This is a genomic window from Hyphomonas sp. UBA4505, from assembly GCF_002388685.1.
GTDB lineage: Bacteria > Pseudomonadota > Alphaproteobacteria > Caulobacterales > Hyphomonadaceae > Hyphomonas.
The window spans coordinates 1,356,002-1,376,827 of record NZ_DGMZ01000012.1 but is presented as its reverse complement, the minus strand read 5'-3'; the positions used below and the strand labels follow the sequence as shown (position 1 = coordinate 1,376,827).

General features: G+C 58.0%; 23 protein-coding genes. 14 read left to right on the top strand and 9 right to left on the bottom strand.

From position 1 onward, the window contains the following. The first annotated feature begins 16 nt into the window (after window positions 1-16). Complete coding sequence (gene rpoN, locus B3527_RS16005) at window positions 17-1,510, top strand: RNA polymerase factor sigma-54 (protein ID WP_290480529.1); 1,494 nt, start codon at window positions 17-19, stop codon at window positions 1,508-1,510. A 3-nt stretch (window positions 1,511-1,513) separates the two neighbouring features. Here the strand turns inward: rpoN and B3527_RS16000 are convergent, their stop codons facing one another. From B3527_RS16000 to B3527_RS15990, 3 genes are all read right to left on the bottom strand, one after another. After that, on the bottom strand, window positions 1,514-2,305 hold the full coding sequence (locus B3527_RS16000; RefSeq protein ID WP_290480530.1) for a S1/P1 nuclease: 792 nt from the start codon (window positions 2,303-2,305) through the stop codon (window positions 1,514-1,516). An 87-nt stretch (window positions 2,306-2,392) separates the two neighbouring features. After that, window positions 2,393-3,229 (bottom strand): ribokinase, encoded by an 837-nt coding sequence (locus B3527_RS15995; RefSeq protein ID WP_290480531.1) that lies wholly within the window; start codon window positions 3,227-3,229, stop codon window positions 2,393-2,395. Beyond that, a complete protein-coding gene (locus B3527_RS15990) occupies window positions 3,226-4,149 on the bottom strand; it encodes a nucleoside hydrolase (protein WP_034817030.1) in 924 nt (307 codons plus the stop codon). Before B3527_RS15990 ends, B3527_RS15995 begins: the two co-directional genes overlap by 4 nt. 86 nt (window positions 4,150-4,235) lie before the next feature. Here B3527_RS15990 and cdd point away from each other — a divergent pair, with 86 nt between their 5' ends. After that, window positions 4,236-4,643 carry a cytidine deaminase gene (cdd, locus tag B3527_RS15985; protein ID WP_206992092.1) on the top strand — a complete coding sequence of 136 codons (408 nt, stop codon included), beginning with the start codon at window positions 4,236-4,238 and terminating at the stop codon, window positions 4,641-4,643. On the opposite strand, the gene B3527_RS15980 is transcribed toward cdd, so the two are convergent. Next, window positions 4,640-5,119, bottom strand: coding sequence for a thioesterase family protein (locus tag B3527_RS15980; RefSeq protein WP_290480533.1), 480 nt, complete (start codon window positions 5,117-5,119; stop codon window positions 4,640-4,642). The genes cdd and B3527_RS15980 overlap by 4 nt on opposite strands. 350 nt (window positions 5,120-5,469) lie before the next feature. Next, window positions 5,470-6,651 carry a hypothetical protein gene (locus tag B3527_RS15975; RefSeq protein ID WP_290480534.1) on the bottom strand — a complete coding sequence of 394 codons (1,182 nt, stop codon included), beginning with the start codon at window positions 6,649-6,651 and terminating at the stop codon, window positions 5,470-5,472. Between the two features lie 224 nt (window positions 6,652-6,875). Between B3527_RS15975 and B3527_RS15970 the strand changes: the two genes are divergently transcribed. Together B3527_RS15970 and B3527_RS15965 are read left to right on the top strand one after the other, a co-directional pair. Further along, window positions 6,876-7,769 carry an acyl-CoA desaturase gene (locus B3527_RS15970; RefSeq protein WP_290480535.1) on the top strand — a complete coding sequence of 298 codons (894 nt, stop codon included), beginning with the start codon at window positions 6,876-6,878 and terminating at the stop codon, window positions 7,767-7,769. 196 nt (window positions 7,770-7,965) lie between these two features. After that, window positions 7,966-8,727, top strand: coding sequence for a vWA domain-containing protein (locus tag B3527_RS15965; protein WP_206992089.1), 762 nt, complete (start codon window positions 7,966-7,968; stop codon window positions 8,725-8,727). Window positions 8,728-8,845: 118 nt separating this feature from the next. Here the strand turns inward: B3527_RS15965 and B3527_RS15960 are convergent, their stop codons facing one another. Next, window positions 8,846-9,625 carry an SDR family NAD(P)-dependent oxidoreductase gene (locus tag B3527_RS15960; protein ID WP_034817023.1) on the bottom strand — a complete coding sequence of 260 codons (780 nt, stop codon included), beginning with the start codon at window positions 9,623-9,625 and terminating at the stop codon, window positions 8,846-8,848. A gap of 65 nt (window positions 9,626-9,690) precedes the next feature. Here B3527_RS15960 and B3527_RS15955 point away from each other — a divergent pair, with 65 nt between their 5' ends. Then, complete coding sequence (locus B3527_RS15955) at window positions 9,691-10,092, top strand: YkvA family protein (RefSeq protein WP_206992088.1); 402 nt, start codon at window positions 9,691-9,693, stop codon at window positions 10,090-10,092. 4 nt (window positions 10,093-10,096) lie between these two features. Continuing rightward, a complete protein-coding gene (locus B3527_RS15950) occupies window positions 10,097-10,750 on the top strand; it encodes a lysoplasmalogenase (RefSeq protein WP_290480536.1) in 654 nt (217 codons plus the stop codon). On the opposite strand, the gene B3527_RS15945 is transcribed toward B3527_RS15950, so the two are convergent. Next, a complete protein-coding gene (locus B3527_RS15945; RefSeq protein ID WP_290480537.1) occupies window positions 10,747-11,583 on the bottom strand; it encodes a TauD/TfdA dioxygenase family protein in 837 nt (278 codons plus the stop codon). The genes B3527_RS15950 and B3527_RS15945 overlap by 4 nt on opposite strands. 136 nt (window positions 11,584-11,719) lie before the next feature. Between B3527_RS15945 and B3527_RS15940 the strand changes: the two genes are divergently transcribed. The 8 genes from B3527_RS15940 (at window position 11,720) to B3527_RS15905 (ending at window position 19,148) form a co-directional block, all read left to right on the top strand. Beyond that, the gene (locus B3527_RS15940) at window positions 11,720-12,883 is read left to right on the top strand and encodes a phosphoserine transaminase (RefSeq protein WP_290480538.1); all 1,164 of its coding nucleotides are present in this window, start codon (window positions 11,720-11,722) and stop codon (window positions 12,881-12,883) included. Between the two features lie 30 nt (window positions 12,884-12,913). Then, window positions 12,914-14,509 carry a phosphoglycerate dehydrogenase gene (gene serA / locus B3527_RS15935; RefSeq protein WP_290480539.1) on the top strand — a complete coding sequence of 532 codons (1,596 nt, stop codon included), beginning with the start codon at window positions 12,914-12,916 and terminating at the stop codon, window positions 14,507-14,509. Window positions 14,510-14,621: 112 nt separating this feature from the next. Continuing rightward, window positions 14,622-15,209, top strand: coding sequence for a flavodoxin family protein (locus B3527_RS15930; protein WP_206992082.1), 588 nt, complete (start codon window positions 14,622-14,624; stop codon window positions 15,207-15,209). Window positions 15,210-15,276: 67 nt separating this feature from the next. Next, window positions 15,277-15,858, top strand: coding sequence for an acyloxyacyl hydrolase (locus tag B3527_RS15925; protein WP_290480540.1), 582 nt, complete (start codon window positions 15,277-15,279; stop codon window positions 15,856-15,858). A gap of 79 nt (window positions 15,859-15,937) precedes the next feature. Next, window positions 15,938-17,404, top strand: coding sequence for a flavin-containing monooxygenase (locus tag B3527_RS15920; protein WP_290480621.1), 1,467 nt, complete (start codon window positions 15,938-15,940; stop codon window positions 17,402-17,404). Between the two features lie 351 nt (window positions 17,405-17,755). Next, window positions 17,756-18,217 carry a hypothetical protein gene (locus tag B3527_RS15915; protein WP_290480542.1) on the top strand — a complete coding sequence of 154 codons (462 nt, stop codon included), beginning with the start codon at window positions 17,756-17,758 and terminating at the stop codon, window positions 18,215-18,217. A 6-nt stretch (window positions 18,218-18,223) separates the two neighbouring features. After that, a complete protein-coding gene (locus B3527_RS15910) occupies window positions 18,224-18,427 on the top strand; it encodes a helix-turn-helix transcriptional regulator (RefSeq protein ID WP_290480543.1) in 204 nt (67 codons plus the stop codon). A gap of 355 nt (window positions 18,428-18,782) precedes the next feature. Further along, the gene (locus B3527_RS15905; RefSeq protein ID WP_290480544.1) at window positions 18,783-19,148 is read left to right on the top strand and encodes a hypothetical protein; all 366 of its coding nucleotides are present in this window, start codon (window positions 18,783-18,785) and stop codon (window positions 19,146-19,148) included. Between the two features lie 34 nt (window positions 19,149-19,182). Here the strand turns inward: B3527_RS15905 and B3527_RS15900 are convergent, their stop codons facing one another. Both B3527_RS15900 and B3527_RS15895 read right to left on the bottom strand, forming a co-directional pair. After that, complete coding sequence (locus B3527_RS15900; RefSeq protein WP_290480545.1) at window positions 19,183-20,124, bottom strand: hypothetical protein; 942 nt, start codon at window positions 20,122-20,124, stop codon at window positions 19,183-19,185. Further along, window positions 20,033-20,776 carry a DUF7003 family protein gene (locus B3527_RS15895; protein WP_206992076.1) on the bottom strand — a complete coding sequence of 248 codons (744 nt, stop codon included), beginning with the start codon at window positions 20,774-20,776 and terminating at the stop codon, window positions 20,033-20,035. The genes B3527_RS15900 and B3527_RS15895 overlap by 92 nt, the downstream gene beginning before the upstream one ends. Between the last annotated feature and the right edge of the window lie 50 nt (window positions 20,777-20,826).

Here is a 20,826-nt window from a genome sequence, read left to right as displayed (position 1 = left end):
AGGCGCGGGCTTGGGAATGAAACAGTCACTCGACATGCGCCAGGGTCAATCCCTGATAATGACGCCACAGCTTCAGCAGGCGATCAAGCTGTTGCAACTGTCAAACCACGAACTGTCGGAATTCGTCGAAGCGGAGATTGAACGCAATCCCCTGCTCAACAAGGCCGAAGAAGAGGGTGCCGCGGAAAGCGACGCCCCGAGAACGGAAAATCGCGAACAACTTTCGCTGGATGACACATCTGGCCTCGGCGCGGCCCGCGAGCAACTCGATGCACCGGGTGAAGACGTCTATGAACCGGGCACAGGTTCAGATGCGGCGATGCCAGCCGGAAATTCCGGACCATCGGCAACGACGGACTGGTCCACCGCCAGCAGCGGCGGCGGATCCGGGGAGGACTTCGATTATACCGCAAATATAAGCTCCGAAATATCCCTTCACGAACATTTGCACACACAGCTGAACCTGGCTGGCCTTTCAGCGGCCGACCGACTGATCGCGGCCCGCCTGATCGACGAAACCGACGATACGGGATATCTGCGCGCCGATCTGGAGGAAGTCGCCACGGCGCTCGGCGCTGACATCGCGAATGTCGAGGCCGTATTGGGTGTATGCCAGGGCTTTGATCCGACGGGCGTCATGGCGCGCTCGATACCGGAATGCCTGGGCCTGCAACTGAAGGAGCGGGGTCGATATGATCCGGCCATGGAAGCTATGGTCAAGAATCTCCAACTCGTTGCCAAGCATGACCTGAAAGGCCTTGCGGATATCTGCGGTGTCGACAAGGAAGATCTGCTCGACATGATGACGGAGCTGCGCCAGCTGTCACCGAAGCCGGGTTCCAGCTTTGCCGGCGATGCATCGGTCGCGGTGACACCAGACGTTTATGTGCGCGAAATGCCCAACGGCATGTTTGCCGTTGAGCTGAATTCGGAAAACCTTCCGCGTGTCCTGATGGACAAGGCCTATTATGCCGAAGTGACGGCCTTGCCGATGCGCGACAAGGAAAAGGAATTCATCTCCGAATGCGCCGCATCGGCCACATGGCTGATCAAGTCGCTAGACCAGCGCGCCCGCACCATCCTGAAAGTCGCCAGTGAAATCGTCCGCCAGCAGGACGCCTTCTTCGCGCATGGCGTCGCACATTTGCGACCGTTGAATCTGAAGCAGGTCGCAGACGCGATCGAGATGCATGAATCCACGGTCAGTCGCGTGACGACGAACAAGTACATGTCGACCCCACGCGGCCTGTTTGAACTGAAATACTTCTTCTCCGCCTCAATCCCTGCAACAGGTGGCGGCGAAGCACATTCAGCCGAGGCAGTCCGCCATCGGATCAAGAATCTCATTGAGAACGAGAAGCCTGATGATGTGCTGTCGGACGACCAGATCGTCGAAATCCTGACAGGCTATGGCGTGGATATCGCCCGCCGCACCGTCGCGAAGTATCGCGAAAGCCTCAACATCCCGTCCAGTGTCCAGCGCCGCCGCATCAATCGCGCGAGCGCCTGACCCCTATTCAGTCTCCGGGACCGGCTCGAACATCGCGTTCAGATAGGCCGCAAGGCGCACACCGCCCTTGCTCATCTGCTGGTTCAGGATTGGCCGCGCCATATAGGCGTAGTCGTAGGACAGGATTTCCGATTCCGGATAGATCGTGTCGCGAATGGCGGCGCTCTCATCGGCCCATTGTCCGGGCGTGGCCGCGCCCCACTCGCCCAGGTCAGCCGGCGTGATCTTCTGAACCAGCCAATTGGCCCATTCGGTGTAGGAGAGCTCTTCATACTGAATGAGCTTCTCGTCCCAGACCTCGTGCAAATTCGACATTTCCTCGAAGAAGACGACATCGACCCAGTTCCCGCCCCGATCGGTGCCGTTGCCGGCATGGAGCGGCTGCTGGAGGTCCCCGACAAGGTGCACAATGAACCGAAGTGCCAGTTGGCGCTCCTCAAGGGACGCGGCAGGATCGAGCACGGTGGCCCGAAAATTTGCAAGCGCCGTGATGGCGTCTCCGTTCGCGGGCGGTGTCACATCCGCATAGGTCTGCCCTTCAGGGATCGTGACATAATGCCAGGGATTGGCTTCCGAGCGCCAGAAGGAGTCTGGATTGGAACGCATATAGTCTGGCCAGTCGGACGCTTCGGCAAGACCTTCGGGTCCGAGAACGTCTTCGATAGCTGTTGCAGCGGGTTCGCTAAGATAGGTCGTCGCGACCTCCCCCACGATGCGGTGGCCGGTCTTGCCCCAGGCTGAGGCCGGAAGGGCGAGCGCCGTCACCGCGAGCGCGCTGGCAATCAATCGAAACATGGGGAAACCTCCAACCATCAAAACCTAATTCCAGAAAGCCCTAGCGCGACCATGCGTCAATTGCATGAAGACGCCTGCGCCCGCCAATCAGAGATATGGATCGAGATCGACACGCTTCGGCAAACTCGGCTGCGCGCCGGGCTTCGTACATGCAACAGCGCCCGCAGCCACCGCGAACTCCAGCGCCTTCTGAAGAGACTGGCCCTCGATCAGGGCCACGGTCAGCGCCGCGGTGAACGTGTCCCCGGCTCCGACCGTGTCGACCACGTTCACTTTCGGGGGTAACGCCTGAGCGATCTGCTTGCCATCTTTCCAGAGCGTTGCCCCGTCACCGCCAAGCGAGATCGCAACATACGCATCCAACTGGTGTAACGCCCCGCCATAAAAGGCCGCTTCGGTCTCGTTCACGCTGATCAGGTCCGCTTCAGCTAGCAATGCGTCGGGCACGACCATGGCCGGAGCAAGGTTCAGGCTTACGAATCCGGTGGCCTTGCGCGCTGCTGCAAGCAACGTGTCTGCGCTGACTTCCAGAACCCCCATCATGTGTTCAATCTCGACGAATTCGACATCAGCAGGGCGCAACACGGCATTCGCGCCGGGGCAGACCACTATCTGGTTCTCGCCATCGGCAGACACCGCGATCAGCGCGACGCCCGTTGTTTCCCCATTCACGTGTTGGACTCCAGACAGGTCCACGCTGCCGGCCTGCAACAGCTTCAAAGCTTCCTCTGCCATATCGTCCGCGCCGACAGCCCCCACCAGAAGGACATCCGCGCCCAGACGGCGCGCCGCCAAAGCCTGGTTCGCGCCTTTGCCGCCGGGATGGCGGGCAAGCGTGGCACCCGTCACCGTTTCCCCCGGCCGAGGCAAACTCGCACCCGTCGCGACGATATCGAGATTGATAGATCCAACAATCGTGATCATGATGTCTCCAGCAAATCCTTCACCAACAAAAAGAAGCCCGCGGCATCCGCCTTGGTGATCCAGGTATGGCGACCCGTTTCCAGTTTGGATGGCCGGGTCTGTCCGAAACGCGCGCCCGATTCTGTTTCAACCGTCACGTCAGCCCTTCGGCCCTCGAACAGGTGCGGCGCAAGCAGGAATGCGATTGTGGAGGGATCATGCATCGGCGTGCGCTTGCCCTTCCATTTCTGTTCCAGGGCATTCGCCGCTTCCAGCAGCTGGACCATGATGCGCGGCCGGTCGCCCTCCAGTGTGCGGAAGGGAGCCAGATGGGAGTCGAGCGCCCGGACCTGATGTGTCACATCCAGAGAGAGTATTGTGGCTGACGTCTCGCTCCCCAGCACAACAGCCGCCGCATGGGGGTCTGCAAAGACATTGAACTCGGCAAAGGGCGTGATATTGCCGCCCTCGCTGTCAGCGCCGCCCATAAGGACCAGTTGGTCAATACTCTCCGCAATATCCGGCGCCATGATCAGCGCTGTCGCGAGATTGGTCATCGGCCCTGTCATCACGATCGACAGGCCCTTCGGCCCGGCGGCGCGAAGCATGTCGATCAGCGCGTTGACGGCATGCGCTTCGGCCAGCGGCGTTTCCGGCGCAAACGGTTCAAGCCCGGCAATCCCGCTCTCGCCGTGGAAATCCTCCGCAGTGACCGGCGTGCGCACCATTGGACGCGGGCACCCGGCATATACGGGGACCTCCCTGCGGTCCATCAAGTCGCACATCATGCGCGCATTCCGGCTGGTCAGATGAAGCGGCACGTTGCCGGCAACGGTCGTGATGGCACGTATGTCCAGATCTGAACTGGCCAGCGCCATCATCAACATGACGGCGTCATCCACACCGGGATCACAATCAATTATCAGGGGAATACGGGACATGGCGCTTCGCAGGATTCGGCAATCAAGTGACAAGACAGGCGACAATGCCTAAGCAGGAAGCCCGCACTTGGCCAGAGGATACCTGCGTGACCGACCCGTCCCCTTCCCTGATTGACCGACTTCAAACTGCCGCGAGCGCCGCGCGTGAACAGGCCCACGCCCCCTATTCCAAATTCAAGGTTGGCGCCGCCGTCTTGGATGAACAGGGCAGGATTTTCGCGGGCTGCAATGTCGAGAATGCGGCCTATCCATTAGGAACGTGCGCTGAAGCGGTCGCCCTGGGTGCCATGGTGGTTTCGGGCGGAAAGACTTGCTCGCACGTGCTGGTAATAGGCGGGGACGGAGACCTTTCGCCATGCGGTGGCTGCCGCCAGCGTATTGCCGAATTGTGTGGTCCGGACTGCATCGTCTACGCGGTAGCAGCGGACGGGACCGCCCTGAAAGAGTGGAAGATGGCAGATCTGCTCCCAAACGCCTTTTCGTTTGATCGCTAGGTGCTTCTTTCCGCGTTCCGCGCAGCGTCTTTCGCCTGCAAGTCTGCGATCGCGTCAAGATAGCGCTGGCTCAGCTGCGGGCTTTCGAGGTTGAGCCCCATTGCTTCGAGCGCCATTTGCGTGTCCACCTTTTTCCGACCTCGCCCCACCAGCCGCGCCACCATGCGGCTCTCCGCAATCAGCTTGCCCTTGCTGTGAAACTGATGACGGAAACAAATATAGCAGTCAGCCCACCCAACCAGTTGCGTCGTCAGTTCGAATTTCTGAGGGAATTTCATCATCCGATAGAAGGTGATGGACTCGTGCTGGATGATCGGACTCCAGCCGCGCTTGCGATACGTCATCAGCGCACCGGTACGGCCCATATAGTTCATCGTGCCGAGATCGGTGAACGAGGAATAGCGCGAATTGGTCATGTGACCCAACGGGTCCTGGTCACCTATCCAGACGGAGGAGCGGACTGTGTGAACATCCATCAGTCCGCTCCGCTTTTTCGTGAAGAAAGCCGGAAGGAAAATACGAAGAAACCTGAAGAACAGATTCATGGACTTACTCTAACCCGTGGACGCGTATCATGGTAAACAGAGATTTCGCTCTCAAGCACCAGATCACGCTGCGTAACAACTGCACCTTTGCTCTGAACGTCATGCAATAGAATGAAGAGCGCCGGTACGACCAGCTTTCGCAAGTCGCAGGCCAGAAACGTAGTAAATGCTCCGCAAGACAGAAAAAAACCGGCACATTCTGTGCCGGTTTAGTTCAGATGGAGAAGCACCATGTCGTTGCTTCAATAGTTCTATGCGTGACACGCAGAAGAGTTCATTTTTCAGGAAATGTCTTGGTTAACGCTTTCAGGTTCGGCGTTTACTTGCGACCTGCCATACAGGATCAGAAGCGCGACCAGACCAATCGACGTGCCTTGACTGGAAAAAAGTTCAAGCATGAGCGCGAAAAACCAGCCGGGAATCGATGTACGGGTCTGCGCTTCAACGAGAATGTCTCCCGAGCCCGTGCCCAGCAGTTCCGCATTTGCGGTCTCAATTCGCGCCAGCAGGTCGTCACGGCGGCGCGCCAGTCCGAGTTCATTCTGTGCGTCTCGGTAGGGCTTCTGGTGCGTTCGTCCGACCCGCTCGACCTCTTCTATATAGGCCTCCAATCCATCGACTGATCGGGTTTCTGGAGGGATGCCTTCCAACTGGCGCCGCCAGTCAGCGATCTGTGTGGCGAGCACGTCCCGGTTTGAACCAGCCCGGACAAGCTCTGCCTCGGCGGCCTGATTGTTGGCGGCGATGTACATTTGCGTGCCGACGATAGAAGTGCCCCCTCCAGCAAGGGCGAACAGCAAGGCACGAACCCCCTCTTTCATTCGGTGGTTGGCCGAATGCCAATAGAAGAAAGTGAAGCCACCGAATGAAATGATCGCCGCGATCACGCCGGTCCATCCCCAGACGCCCGACTGAAGCGGGTCGGCCACGGATTTGGAAAAGGCTTGATAGTTTGCAAAACCGGAGAGGCCCGCTGCCGCGAGGCCTGCCCCGAGGAAGACGAGGGCCAGCAATGTGATGATGATCTTCTCGCCTGTGTGACGACCCTGACGCGCCGCCTTGCGGGCTTGTTTGCGCTCCAGTCGTATTTCGGCGTCGGACCGGACCCGCTGCCCCTCCCCCAATTGCATCACTCTCGGCTCGGCGCGAACGACCGCGTGGGTTGCCCGGATCGGCGCTTCTGAGAATTCAGCATCCAGGATGGCGGGCGCCCGGGCTTCCTGGGCCAGCTCGCCGCTTTCAAGCGCGCGAACAAGCTCCCGGAAAGAGCCCGATTGACCACAATTGGCGCAATGGAACTTTTCGGTCAGCTGGTTCAGCGTCAGACTATTATCGCCGGCCTCGATACAGTCCGGGGTCAGGGGGCATGTACTTTTGAGTTCAGCTTCATCCTGACTGGAATCCAGATCCAGTCCCAGGTCCCGAAGGCGTTGCAGATCAAATTGGCGACGATCGTCTGCCATGCAGCGCCTCCCATACCAGCCCGGCACATGTTCCTGACGTGTTCTAGCGGGTTAGGAGCCAGTTCGTCACCCCTGCACCGCACGTTTCGGTCACAAGCCCGTCAACAATGCGGTTCCATCTTTACGACAACAGCTTTGAGGCCTTAAGTCTGTATTAATTCAGTCCGCTGGACACTCAGGAAAATCAAGGCCCACAGGATGTGAGGCTCTCAGGAGGACACTCAATGACGCTGCCGCGTTCGCTCGCCATTCCCAAGACGTGGAAGAATTTCAATTATGCGAGCTTCTTTTCAGCCTTCGGCTATCCGGCACTCGGCCTGGCGCTGTTCATCACCATGATCGTGCTTGGCGTTGCCCTGAGCCAACTGACCTTCCATTGGTGGTACGTTCCGCTGGCCATCGCCGTGATCGGCGCATCGATCTTCGTTTGCAATGCCGGCATTGGGCCGCTTCACCGCATCCTTCAGCATCGCGCAGGCGAACTGGCAATGCCCGGCCAAATCGTGACCATGATCAATCTCGTGATTGCCATGCAGGGCAATGTGAAGGACTGGGTGAACTATCACTCCCAGCACCATCGCTTTTCAGACAAGCCCGGTGATCCCCACAACCCATTCGAGTCCAAACGCTGGGCCTGGGTCGGCTGGATCCTTTGGCGTGACCACCGCGACACTCAGCGCCCTCTGGCAATGTGGTTGAAGAACCAGCCAGCTGTAGTGTGGATGGACCGTTTCTATAATGAGATCAGCCTCGTCGTTCATCTCGTGATCCCGGCGGCGATCTATCTGATCGTCTGGGCCGCTGGTGGCTCATTGCTGCTAACTGCGCTGATCCATGCGTCGGTTGTGATTGGCCGCGCCATTCAGTTCCACGCCACGGTCTATGGCATCAACGTGCTGGGCCATCTGAAAACCCCAATCTGGGCTGACCATATGATGGCGCTGTTGACTGGCGGCGAAGCCTTCCATGACCATCACCATGATGAACCAATCAGCGCGCTGCACCGTCCGCGTCGCGGCGTCTGGAACCGGATTGTCGACTATAATGGCACGATCCTTCTGGTCATGGAAAAGATCGGGTGGGTGCGGAATCTGAAAATCGCGCCCCAGTTCGCCTAAACTTCCAGCTCGGAATTCCTACGCCTATAGCAGCCAATATGAACAGCTGCTCATATTCACCGGGTGCGGACAGTCGTTCGCACCCGATTTCCTTTCTAACAACGCGTTAATGCCACATGTGTGCCCGATTTCGCCCGGAGATTAACATGCATCAGGCCGGGTGGCCCGATGTAGATTTCTGGACAGGGACGCACGCATGAAAAAGCTCATTACAACACTCGCCGCCGGCGCAGCCGCCATCGCCCTGATGGGGCCAGCCTCCGCCAAGATACCCGCACCGGAGCCGGACGATGATCCGGGGGCGGTGCATTCCTATATCCTGCTCGACCGAACAGGCTCAATGAGCAGCATCTGGGATGAAGCCCTCACATCCGTGAATGCGTATGCTGCGAGCGTTGGCGAGGCCGATGAAGGGGAAATCGAAGGTAGCGACATCAAAACCGATGTGACGCTGGCCATCTTCGATTTTCAGGAGAGCATGCAGTTTGATGTCTTGCGCGAGAAAGTTGGCGCCGAAGACTGGACGGATGTTACCAATGAGGAAGCCAATCCGCGGGGGATGACGCCCCTGTTCGACGCAATTGGCCGGATGGTATCGCTGGCCGAGGCTGACGACCCGGAAAAGGCTGTGATCGTGATCATGACGGACGGCCTGGAGAACTCATCTCGTGAGCTTACCCGCGATGGTGCCAAAGCTGCGCTCGACAGGGCCGAGGCAAAAGGCTGGGAAGTTGTCTTCCTCGGCGCAGAATTTGCCCGCTTTGACGATGCCGAAGCCGTCGGTGTTTCCGCCTCGAAAACAATGGCGGTGGGCCAGGGCTCAATGCGAGACTCCATGTCGGCGCTGGCCAAGAAATCCCGCGCCTATGGCAAGGGCGAGGAAGCAGAAATCATCTTCAATGACGAAGATCGCGCAATTGCTGACGAGGAAGGCGTTAAACAACGCAAGGGACAGTAAAGGGGACGACCGGGAGCCGGGCTCCCTTTCCGTCCTCGTAGCCCGCTTCCATTAAAGAGGCCCGCCCCCGAGAACCGGGAGCGGGCCTTTGAAGCGTTACTGAGACGGCGTGAGCCGATCAGCGCGGAGCCATGCGAATGGCACCGTCGAGGCGAACGTCTTCGCCATTGAAGTAGCCATTGCTGAGCATCTCACATGCGAGTGACGCATATTCGTCCGGGTTACCGAGACGAGCAGGGTTTGGCACCGAAGCGGCAAGCGCCTGTTTCACATTGTCAGGTGCGCCCTGCATCAGCGGGGTGTTGAAGATACCCGGCAGGATCGTGTTGACGCGGATCAGTTCGCGAGCAAGGTCGCGCGCGATTGGCAGGGTCATGCCGACAACACCGCCCTTGGAGGCGGAGTAGGATGCCTGACCCATCTGGCCGTCTTCAGCAGCAACAGACGCCGTGTTCACAATTGCGCCGCGCTCACCGTCGATCGGATCCAACGTCATCATGCCAGCCGCAGACTTCGCGATGCAGCGGAAGGTGCCGACAAGGTTGATCTGGATAATCATGTTGAACTTGTCGAGCGGGAAATGGGTGATCTCACCTGTTTCCCGATTACGGCTGGCCGTCTTGATGGCATTGCCCGTACCGGCGCAATTGACGAGGATGCGTTCCTGGCCAATGGCAGCGCGGGATTTTGCAAAGCCAGCGTCCACAGATTCTTCGTCAGTCACGTTCACCTTGCAGAAAACGCCGCCGAGTTCCTTGGCGAGAGCTTCGCCCTTCTCCTCATTGAGATCAAAAAGGGCGACTTTGACGCCCTGCGATGCCAGCTTACGGGCGGTTGCAGCACCAAGGCCAGACGCGCCACCTGTAATAACGGCAGAGATATTCGAGTTCAGTTCCATGGGCTGCTGCCCTCCCTTGTTTTTGTTGATACACTGTTGGTCTATAGTGCTGACAGGAGTTCGCAATGTCTGACGCAGCGGAAATTATCAACATGGTCAAGGACGCCGAGGGACGGTTCACACCGCAATCGGTCGAGCGCCTTGAACGCAATACGAGAGGGCTCGTGCCCAAGCTGCTGCGCGTTGCCGGAAAGATACCGTTCGCGGATGACCTTGCGGCAGCTTATTTCGCCGCGCGCGATCCTGACACGCCACTCAAGGCAAAAGGCGTTCTGTTTGCCGCCGGCGCCTATTTCGTAATGCCAATTGACTTGCTGCCGGATTTCCTGGCCGGGCTCGGTTTTACAGATGACGCAACCGTGCTGGCCACGGCACTGGGCATTGTCGGCATGCATGTGAAAGACGTGCATCGCGGAATGGCACGACGCCTGCTCCGCCTGCCGGAACCAGTCAAGCGCGCAGACTGATCCGGTGACACTTCCAACTGGCGTCCTGCTCGCATCGATGGTCCTCGGCGTCCTGTACGGCACGGCCTTCTGCTGGCGACCGCACAGCCTGCTCAAGCTGATCGTGAAAACCGGCTCCACCGCCCTGCTGGCGCTGTGGGCATATTTGCTGGGCGGCCCAGTCCTGCTGGTGGCCGGGCTGGCCCTCAGTTCTCTTGGTGATTTCTTCCTTGAGGCAGACGAAAATGACAAATTCCTTCTGCCTGGCATGGGCGCGTTCTTTGCCGCGCATGTCACCTATATCGCCCTGTTCTGGGCGCTGCCCCAGGCCGACCGGACCCTGTTGATCCTCGCAGCACAGATTGGCTTGATCGCCTGCGGGGTCGTTTTCATTCGCTGGCTGGCGCCGTGGGTCACAAAGGGCATGCGCCTGCCGGTGATCGGATATGGCGGCATCATCCTGATGATGGGCGCTGCCGCCCTCAGGCTCGAGCCCGCTTATCTTCTTGTCCTGCTGGGCGCGCTCATGTTCATCGCGTCAGATGTGATCCTGTCATTTCAATTATTTGTCAGGCCAGCGGACGCGCCGAAGCCCGCCCTGCCCTCTATCGCGCTCTGGTTTCTCTATTATGGCGGTCAGGCCCTGATCGCCTGGGGCGTGCTCAGCAACCTCGCCTAGCGCGGCTTGTCACCATTGATCGTCGCCCGGCGCATGTGGCGGCGATGGCCGTGATAATCATTCAGCGCATAATGCCAGACACAGCGATTGTCCCACATGGTGACGTCGCCCTCCTGCCAGCGCACGCGGCACGTATTGCGCTCTTCCCGTGACAGGTCGAACAAATAGTTGAGCAGCGGTCGGCTTTCCTTCCGGCTCCAGCCCGCAAAGCGCAGCGTGAAAGCGGGGTTGATGAACAGACCCTTGCGGCCCGTCTCGGGATGCGTGCGGATGACGGGGTGTTCGTATTCCGGCGCATCGGGCGCGGCTTTGGCGTCCATCGACTGGCGCACGGCAGCGGAATAGCCATCCGCGCCGTATTCCTTGCTGGCCGTATGGATGGCGGTCATGCCTTGCAGCGTGGCCTTCAGCCCATCGGACAGCCGATCATAGGCGGCCTGCTGGTCTGCGAATAACGTGTCCCCACCATAGGGCGGCACGTCGATGGCGTGCAGGACCGAGCCGAGTGCTGGCTCCTCAAGGAAGCTCATGTCGGAATGCCAGCCGCCACCGAAATTGGTTTTCTCGTCCGGCTCCTTGATGATCTCCATCAGTTCCGGATGGTCATCCATGCCCTTCACGTAAGGGTGAATGTTCAGCGTGCCGAAGCGGCGGGCAAAATCCTTCTGCTGGTCCGGCGACAGGCCATGCTGGCCGCGCAGAACAATCACCTTGTGATCCAGGAAAGCCTGATGGATCTCATTGAAATCGGCATTGGACAGCCCAGCGAGCAGGTTTGCTCCATGGATTTCGGCACCCAGAGTGCCCGACAGGCGGTGAATGGTGAGGGTCATGAGCCGAAGTGAAGCACCCCGCTACACCAGACGCAATAATGTCATTTGCGCGTCCCTTGGAAATGTGAGACAGACGCGGCGGGCCAGGCGCCCCCAACGGTGCCCAGCCTATCTGTGAGGATAGGAGTAAAAACAGATGACGAATGTCGCCAAACCCGGCGTGCTGCCAGCATGCCCGCACTTTTCTTCCGGTCCGACTGCAAAGCGTCCCGGATTTTCCCTCGAAAAACTTGAAACCGCCGCTCTTGGCCGCTCTCACCGTTCCGGTGATGCGAAGAAGAAGCTGAAAGCCGCGATTGACCGGTCGAAAGCCATTCTCGGTATTCCGGACGATTATCGCGTGGCGATCGTGCCCGCGTCTGATACCGGTGCCGTCGAGATGTGCATGTGGTCCATGCTGGGCGCAAAGCCCGTGGACGTGTTCGCCTGGGAAAGCTTCGGCCAGGACTGGGTCACCGATGCCACCAAGCAATTGAAGCTGCCTGAGTGTGAGACATACGGCGCCGACTATGGCCAGCTGCCGGATTTCTCCAAGGCGCGCGATGATGCGGACATCATCTTCACTTGGAACGGCACGACCTCTGGTGTGCGCGTGCCGAATGCAGACTGGATCAAGCCGAACCCGGACCGTGTCGTTATCTGCGATGCGACCTCTGCTGCCTTCGCGCAGGACATTGAATGGGCCAAGCTCGATGTCGTGACCTATTCCTGGCAGAAATGCCTTGGCGGCGAAGCGGCCCACGGCATGCTGATCCTGTCGCCGAACGCCGTCCGCCGTCTCGAAACCTATACGCCGGATCGCGCCCTGCCGAAGCTGTTCCGCATGACCAAGGGCGGCAAGCTGAACGAGGACCTCTTCGCAGGCGCCACGATCAACACGCCAAGCATGCTGTGCGTGGAAGACTATCTTCAGGCGCTCGACTGGTGCGAAAGCCTCGGCGGCTGGACCGGCATGAAGGCCCGCTCCGATGAGAGCCTTGCGCATCTCACGGACTGGGTCGCCAAGACCGACTGGGTCGATTTCCTCTGTCCGGATGCGGATGTCCGCTCCAATACGGGCGTGACCTTCAAGATCGTTGATCCCCGCGTGGCCGGTCTCGACGAGGACGCCCAGCGCGCTTTCGTGAAGGCCATGATGAAGCGGCTCGAAGCCGAGAATGCCTGCTTTGATGCGGCCGGATACGCCAAGGCCCCTCCGGGACTGCGCATCTGGTGTGGCGGCTCTGTTGAGCCATCCGATGTCGCCAAGCTGACGCCATGGCTCGACTGGGCCTTCGCCGAACAGGCCGCAACGCTCTAGCCCGCGCTACTTTTCAAAAGAGATACTGAAATGACCAAAGTTCTGATTGCTGACAAACTCAGCCCCGCCGCCGTGGACATCTTCAAGGCCCGCGGCATTGAAACCGATATCAAGGTCGGCTTGTCGAAAGACGAGCTGATCGAGATCATTCCGCAGTATGACGGCCTCGCCGTCCGGTCCGCCTGCAAGCCGAATGCGGACGTCATCGCCGCCGCCAAGAACCTGAAAGTCATTGGCCGCGCCGGTATTGGCGTTGACAATATCGACATCAAGGCCGCCACCGCCAAGGGCGTGGTCGTCATGAACACGCCCTTCGGCAACGCCATCACGACGGCCGAGCATGCCATCGCAATGATGTTCGCCGCCGCCCGCCAGATCCCTGCGGCGAATGCCGAGACGCAAGAGGGCAAATGGCCGAAGTCTGGCTATATGGGCACGGAAGTTTCCTACAAGACGCTCGGCCTGATCGGCTGTGGTAATATCGGCAGCCGTGTTGCCGAGCGCGCCATCGGCCTGAAGATGAAGGTCGCTGCCTATGATCCGTTCCTGACGGACGAACGCGCCGTGGAACTGGGGGTCGAAAAGGTTGAACTCGAAGACCTGCTCACCCGCGCAGACGTCATCACGCTACACGTTCCGCTGACGGAGCAGACCAGGAATGTCCTCTCCCGCGAAGCATTGGAGAAGACAAAGAAAGGCCTGATCCTGGTCAACTGTGCCCGCGGCGGCCTTGTCGACGAGGAAGCCGTGAAAGACCTGCTCGAAAGCGGGCATATCCAGGCCGCTGCCTTTGACGTGTTTGCGGTGGAGCCCGCCAAGGACAATTTGCTGTTCGGCACAAAGAACTTCATCGCCACGCCGCACCTTGGCGCGGCAACGGCCGAGGCACAGGAAAATGTCGCCCTGCAGGTTGCCGAACAGATGTCGGACTATCTGCTCTCCGGCGCCGTGACCAACGCACTCAACATGCCGTCGATCACGGCCGAGGAAGCCCCCCGCATCAAGCCATTTGCGGCGCTTGCCGAAAAGCTCGGCAGTTTTGCAGGCCAGATTTCGGATTTCGGCTATGATGAAGTCGTCATCGAATATGAAGGCGAAGTCGCTGACCTGAACCGCAAGCCGCTCACCGCCGCCCTGCTGGCTGGCCTGCTGCGTGCCTCGCGCGGTGATGTGAACATGGTGTCCGCCCCGGCAATCCTTGCCGACAGCGGCGTCAAGCTGACCGAGACCAAGACCGAGGACAGCCCGGTCTATGACAGCCTGATCCGCGTCAAGGTGAAGACCAAGGCAACGAAGAACGCCCCCGAGGGCGGCTGGCGCACGCTGGCCGGCACGATCATCGCCGGTCAGCCCCGCATTGTCGAAGTGAAGGGCATGGCGCTGGAAGGCGATTTCTCGCCGGTCACACTCTACGTCAACAATCTCGACAAGCCGGGCTTCATCGGCGCGCTCGGCCAGTTGCTGGGCGAATCCGGCATCAACATCGCCACCTTCCATCTCGGCCGCACAGCGGCTGGCGAGGAGGCGATTGCGCTGATTGGCATTGATGCGGTGCCACCCGCAGACATGATGGAGACGCTCGAGGCCTTGCCTCAGGTACGCTATGCGAAAGTGCTGACCTTCTAGTAATTCAGGCCGGCTTTCATACCGGACTTGCATAAATCCTATTCGAATGGGGCGGGCTGATCCGGGGGATCGCCCGCCCTATTTGCTCCTTTCACCACGAAAGGACATCCTCATGACCAAGATCGCTATCGTATATCACTCCGGCTATGGCCACACGGCCAAGGTTGCCGAACATGTGCGCAAGGGCGCCACAACCACCGGCACCGAGGTCACGCTCTACAAGGCCGAAGATCTCGCCTCCCCCGACACCGGCCCTTGGGACGAGCTGGCTGCGGCCGACGCCATCATCTTTGGCGCGCCGACTTATATGGGCTCCGCCTCGGCACCAATGAAACAGTTCATGGATGCCTCGTCCAAGGCCTGGTTCACCGATGCCTGGAAAGACAAGATCGCCGCAGGCTTCACCAATTCCGGCTCTCTGGCCGGCGACAAGTCCGGCACGCTCGCCCAGTTCGCCACGCTCGCCGCGCAGCAAGGCATGATCTGGGTGAATTTCGGCATGAAGTCCGGGTTCAATGCTTCGGGCCACGATTTCTCGGAAGCGCTCAACCGCGCTGGGCATTCCAATGGACTCGCCACACAGGCCCTCACCGATCTATCCGCCGAAGATGGGCCCGACGCGGCTGATCTGAAGACGGCGGAATTGTTCGGTGAACGTGTCGCAAATGCCACCCAACGCTGGGCGCGAGGAAAAAGCTGACGGAACGCGCTTGACGGTGCCGCATTGACTTCCATCTTTGTGTATTAACGTTAATTCGGGGTAATGTATGAACCGCGCCGCCATTTTGCTGTTTTCCGCCACAACCGTCTTCGCCGGATCCGCGCAGGCCGATATTCTGAGCGAAGCCCGGCTGGGCGTGATGCAGGAAAATATCTGCGTCACCGACTGCAACAATGCCAATAAGGAGCCCGGCCAGAACATCAGCGCCGAGCTCCTTTTTAAATCCCCGGAGTTTCTGGACCTGATCTGGAGTCCCAAGCCCTATGTGATGGGCAGCCTGAGCACCAACAGCAATACAAGCTTTGGCGGCGTCGGATTGCATTGGTCCTTCCCTTTCTCGGACAAATGGTCCTTTGAACCGAGCGTGGGCTATGTGCTGCATGATGGCGAACTGAACAGCCCCTTCCCGCAGGGCAGCCCGGAAGGTGATGCGTTCACCGAAGACCATGTCCTGCTCGGGTCACGCGACCTGTTCCGCACCACGTTTGGTCTGCACTATGACATCAACGAGGCCTGGGGCGCAGAGCTGCTCTATGAACATCTCAGTCACGGCCAGATTCTCGGCAATGGCCGCAATCAGGGCCTGGACAATATCGGCGTGCGCATATCCTACAAATTCGACGGGTAAGGCTCGCGCGGCGGAACCCCTTGTGAAACGCAGGTATCGTGACACTCTTCTCCCATAAAAATAATGGGAGGATACACGCATGCCGGACAAGCATATCGTCATCATCGGCGCTGGCCTGGGCGGACTGACCGCCGCCATCAAGCTGCAGGAAGCCGGCTACGATTTCACGATTCTGGAACAGGCAGACCGGGTCGGCGGCACCTGGGCGCAAAACACCTATCCGGGATGTGCTTGTGACGTTCCCGTCGCCGCCTACCAGCTCTCCTTTGCGCAGTCGATGAACTGGACGCGCGTCTATCCGCAGCAGCCCGAAATTCAGGCCTATGCCGAGGAGATCACAGATCGTTTCCAGTTGCGCCCGAACCTCCGCCTGAACGAGGCTGCGGAAAAAGCCGTCTGGGACGAAGGCACAAAGAAATGGACCGTCACCACAGCGAAGGGCGACACGCTAGAGGCGGATGCTGTGATCGGCGCGCTGGGGCAGCTGAACCGCCCCTTCTGGCCGGACATTCCCGGCAAGGACAGCTTCAACGGACCGGTGATGCATTCTGCCGAATGGGACCATTCGGTTGAACTGGAAGGCAAGCGGATCGGCATTGTGGGCTCTGCCGCCAGCGCGGTGCAGATCATTCCCGAAGTCGCCAAGACCTGCGCCAAGGTCGGCGTGTTCCAGCGCTCGCCCAATTGGGTCATCCCCCGCAATGACCGCTTCATTGCGCCAGAGGAAATGGCGCTGATGTTCACCATCCCGGAAAAGGCGATGGAATTCGCGGAAATGAACCGCAAGCTGATCTATGAGAATGCCGACTATTTCTTCTGGCAGGCTTTCGAATGGACACCTGAAGGCCGGGCCCATTTCACGCGGCTGGCCACTGATCACCTTCAGGAACAGGTCCCTGATGAAGAGATGCGCAAGAAGCTGACGCCGGACTATCCGGTCGGCTGCCGCCGTATTCTGATTTCAGACGACTATCTCACCACGCTGATGGAACCGAATGTCGACCTTGTCACCGAGCACATCGCGGAGATCGTGCCGGAGGGCATCAAAACGGTAGACGGCCAGGTGCATGAATACGACGTGATCGCCTTTGCCACAGGGTTCGAAACGACGGGCTGGCGCTGGTCTGTCGACGTGGTCGGCCGCAATGGCGTGACGATCGCAGATCAGTGGAACGACGGCCCGGAAGCCTATCTCGGCATCACCGTGAACGGGTTCCCGAACCTCTTTGTCCTCTACGGCCCGAACACCAATCTCGGCCACAACTCCATCACCTTCATGCTGGAGCGTCAGGTCGAATACACGATTAAGGCCCTGCAAGCGCTGGACGAGAAAGGCGCCGCCGCCCTCGTTCCGACCGAAGCGGCCCAGGAGGCCTTCAACAAGGATCTGCAGGAAAAGCTCTCGAAAACGGTCTGGGCCGATCCGGCCTGCAACAGCTGGTACAAGACCGGCTCCGGCAAGATCACCCAGAACTGGTCCGGCCACACCCGCGCCTATGCCGACGCCGTCGCCGAGGTGAAGCTGGAGGATTATGAGCTGGTGTGAGGGGCTTGAGGGTGACTTGGAACCTCAGGCGAACCAATGCTCGGGAGACCGGTTCATCCCGAAAGCAGCCGAAACGGCTAAACGAAATTGAATGTCAGAAAATCGCCAAGAGTGGTCATCGCGTAAGAATCGCTGAGTGGCCGACTTGGGGCGAGTTTAAGCCGCTCAGCTCAGGTCTATTCTCGGCGTCGGCGCAGCGGTCTATTTTAGCGTTTGAAAATCCATCTACACAGTTTGTTTCAGCATTGCATGCAAAGCACACTTGTCATTTCAGTTTGGGCATGCCAAGTAAGCTTTGCATATCTCAGTCGCTTCAGAGCCTCTGCAGGCGACGCAATAAAGGAACGCACAATGTCTTGGCTCAATAAACCCTATTCAATGCTCGCGCTCACCACGATCATGATCGGTCTACCGGTCATGTTCATTGCCGCAATTCCCTGGCTGAAACAGCAACCCGAATCCGTCGTCTACTTGTGCGCAGGCATTGCCGCGACGGGGACCGTGGTTGCGAGCTTCGTGCTTGCGATCCAGAAGCATCAGAAATTCGACGAGTGGCACCGCAGCGCCGCCCGTTTCTCGAGCCAATGGGGCTGGCTCGCGGGCGCTGGGACCATCGCAATTTTGCTCTCTTTTCCTGCCTTGCAGAATGCGATTGTTGCTGTTTCTGGAAGTCTCGGGGACGTAGCCGCCCCGGATAGAAAACTCGTCTTGATGGCCTTCACTGGCGGCTTCATGAGCGTGGTGCTTGCGCAAATGGTCTGCACGCTCTTGCTCAGTGCAGGATGGCGATACTGGATGTCGCGATCTGAGTAACAGCCAATGAAGAACCGAATGAAATCGCTGCGCCGCGAACGGGGTTGGAGCCAATCAGAGCTCGCAGCGAGGGTTGGCGTGTCTCGCAATTCGATCATATCGATCGAGAACGGTCGTTTTGATCCTTCTTTGCCGCTCGCCTTCGAGCTGGCCGCTGCCTTCGAAATGAGGATAGAAGACGTATTTCAACCTGCATCGAAAACGGATTGAGCAACACGGCCTTGGTCCGCTCCTCCGCCAGAAAAGACATCGCCAGCGTCCTTCTTGGGGCGACTTAAGCCACTCACGTCGACCCTCGCCGATGTCCAAAAAGGGCCAAAAGCTGCCCTCGATCCCGGCTAAGACCGACTAACGCGCGATCAGCTATCTAGAATTTCCCCTGAATTTTTTTCTAATCCCGCCAGATTTCTGAGGGGCAAGAAATCGCCAGAAGCGGTCAGAAATTCTCGATACTCGAATGGCAAAATAACTCAAAACCAGCCATTTAGACAGCTTTGGGGCAGGAAGGGACGTTAGAGATTTTCCCGTCTATTGGTGTTTTCGTAATTCCAACACAGGTAAACTTATGAGCGACCAGGATTTTGCGAGTTACTGGAAGGTTGATGGTGGTATCAAAGGACAAAATGGTCCCTTGATTGAACTACGTTATGATAGAGGTGACGACCACGCACGCGCGAACCTCCAACAACTGGAAATTCTGATCGAAGAACTCAAAGAGCTGGAGATTGATGAAGTTTTGTCATCACCAGAGCTCATCTCTCAGATATGGCAGATGCCGAGATGGATTATGGGTCATCAGTTTAGGTGGGAAAAAAGAGGCTACAGCGACGAGCTGTTGAACCGTCTGACAAGAATCCGCCAGGGCATCGATGCAGAACTTTTTCGGATTTTCAATAGTCGGTTTCGTCCGGTTTGGCCGACAATGGACTAAAGCAGGATTGATCCCTTCGACGCCGGGAGCTGCCCTACCGCTTGCGGGCTTCAGACAAGATAATTTCTTTAAGGTGGCTCATCGGTATCAATCGCTCGCGATCAGATGAATCTACATTTACACGCAACTCAACGGCGTTGATTTTCTCGATCATGCCGGCCTCTCCCAACTCATTGTCTAGCGCTGTGATTAGAGCGTCTCTCTTCTCCGCGGCGTTCGAAATCTCGTGAATGTCGGAATGCAGAATTAGGTCGAACATGCCATCATCAAATTTATGGACCTCGAATAGCCAACCATTCGCATTGATGCTCACCCTATCAGGTCCCCATTGAAACTGACGGCTCCATCGTTTCGGTGGTCGAAAAGGCAAAATCATCCAAGTCGATGGAGCGTCCATCTCGAGAAGTTGTTCGCGATTTCTCTTACCGGTCTCAGTAACCTTGGACCCTGACAGCGCCAGAAAGTGCTTGGAACCATTCGTATCAAACGGTCCAATTTCCCATTTGGGAATGTCCAAAATCAGCAAATGCTCTCCCAGTAGCTGAAACAGCCTGCGGTCTCGCCTAATGCTGCGAAGTTCTTCTTCGTGCTGCAGGAACCAATCCCAAAAGTGTTCGGCTGTCGGCATTCGCACTGCTCGTTGTTCTAAGTGGTAATCAAGTAGCGACATTTTTCTATAAATGCCAACGTCCGTTCTGACGCCAAGAGCAGTCATCGGTTTTTGATCGCCGAAAGGCGGGTTAGGGCCAAAAGCCGCCGGATGGTGCTGAGATTCTAATGTCTGGCTTTGCGCCCTTTTCGGAATCTGCGAGCGGCCGTTGTGGGGCGAGAATAGGACTCTCTCCGATGATCGCCTGTGAGCTCTCAAAGTGCTTTCGGGCGCTTTAGAGAAGGCCACCTTCTGGCCAATTACGCCAATTTGTATTTCCGGCTTCGCCGATTGAAAACTTGTTGGGGTCTCCAGTTTGAACGACATTGGCGAGTTTACTGAACGTGGCAACCTCACTTGGTTTTTGCCCGTTGGCTAAATCTGGGTGCTGCCAATCATCGAGAGTAATCAAATGCGGCAGTGAATTAGGGAGATTTGTTTTCCGCTCCGTTTGCGAGGCAAGTAACAGCTCTCGGTGTTGTTCGGCGAGCAGTCTGCATAGTTCGTGAACAGCTGGCCGATCAAACTCCAAGCGGATGCCGGCCGCCTCATACTCTGGGTTTGACGGAAGCGGAATAGATTTGCCTCGAATTATAACCTCACCCGATAACGCGACTAGCTCTGGATTTTCTTCGTCGATCCAGTCGTCGTTCTCTATGGGAAAGAAACTTCTGAATTCGTAATTTTGATTGTGTTTAAGGTAGTTGTTGTAAGCCTCATCGCTAGCATAGTTGGATCGAGGGTTTCTGTTCTCAACTGACGAGGCAATTGTCTGCACACTCAGGTCAGGTTGACCAGCTCTGGGTGAAAACCCAAAGATCTCGAAAACGAATGCCCAGTCTCGATCGTTGCAAAAAACCGATAAGCGCGATGCGGCCAGATATAAGTTTCCATTGTCGAGCATTGGGAACTGAAAGTTGTCCGCCGCGTCATCGAGCAGTCTCAGAACTTTTCGTTTCTTCTTTTTGTTCCCGAACATGCGATCTCCGCTTCGATCCGAACGCAGAATAGATCCATCATCACAAAAAG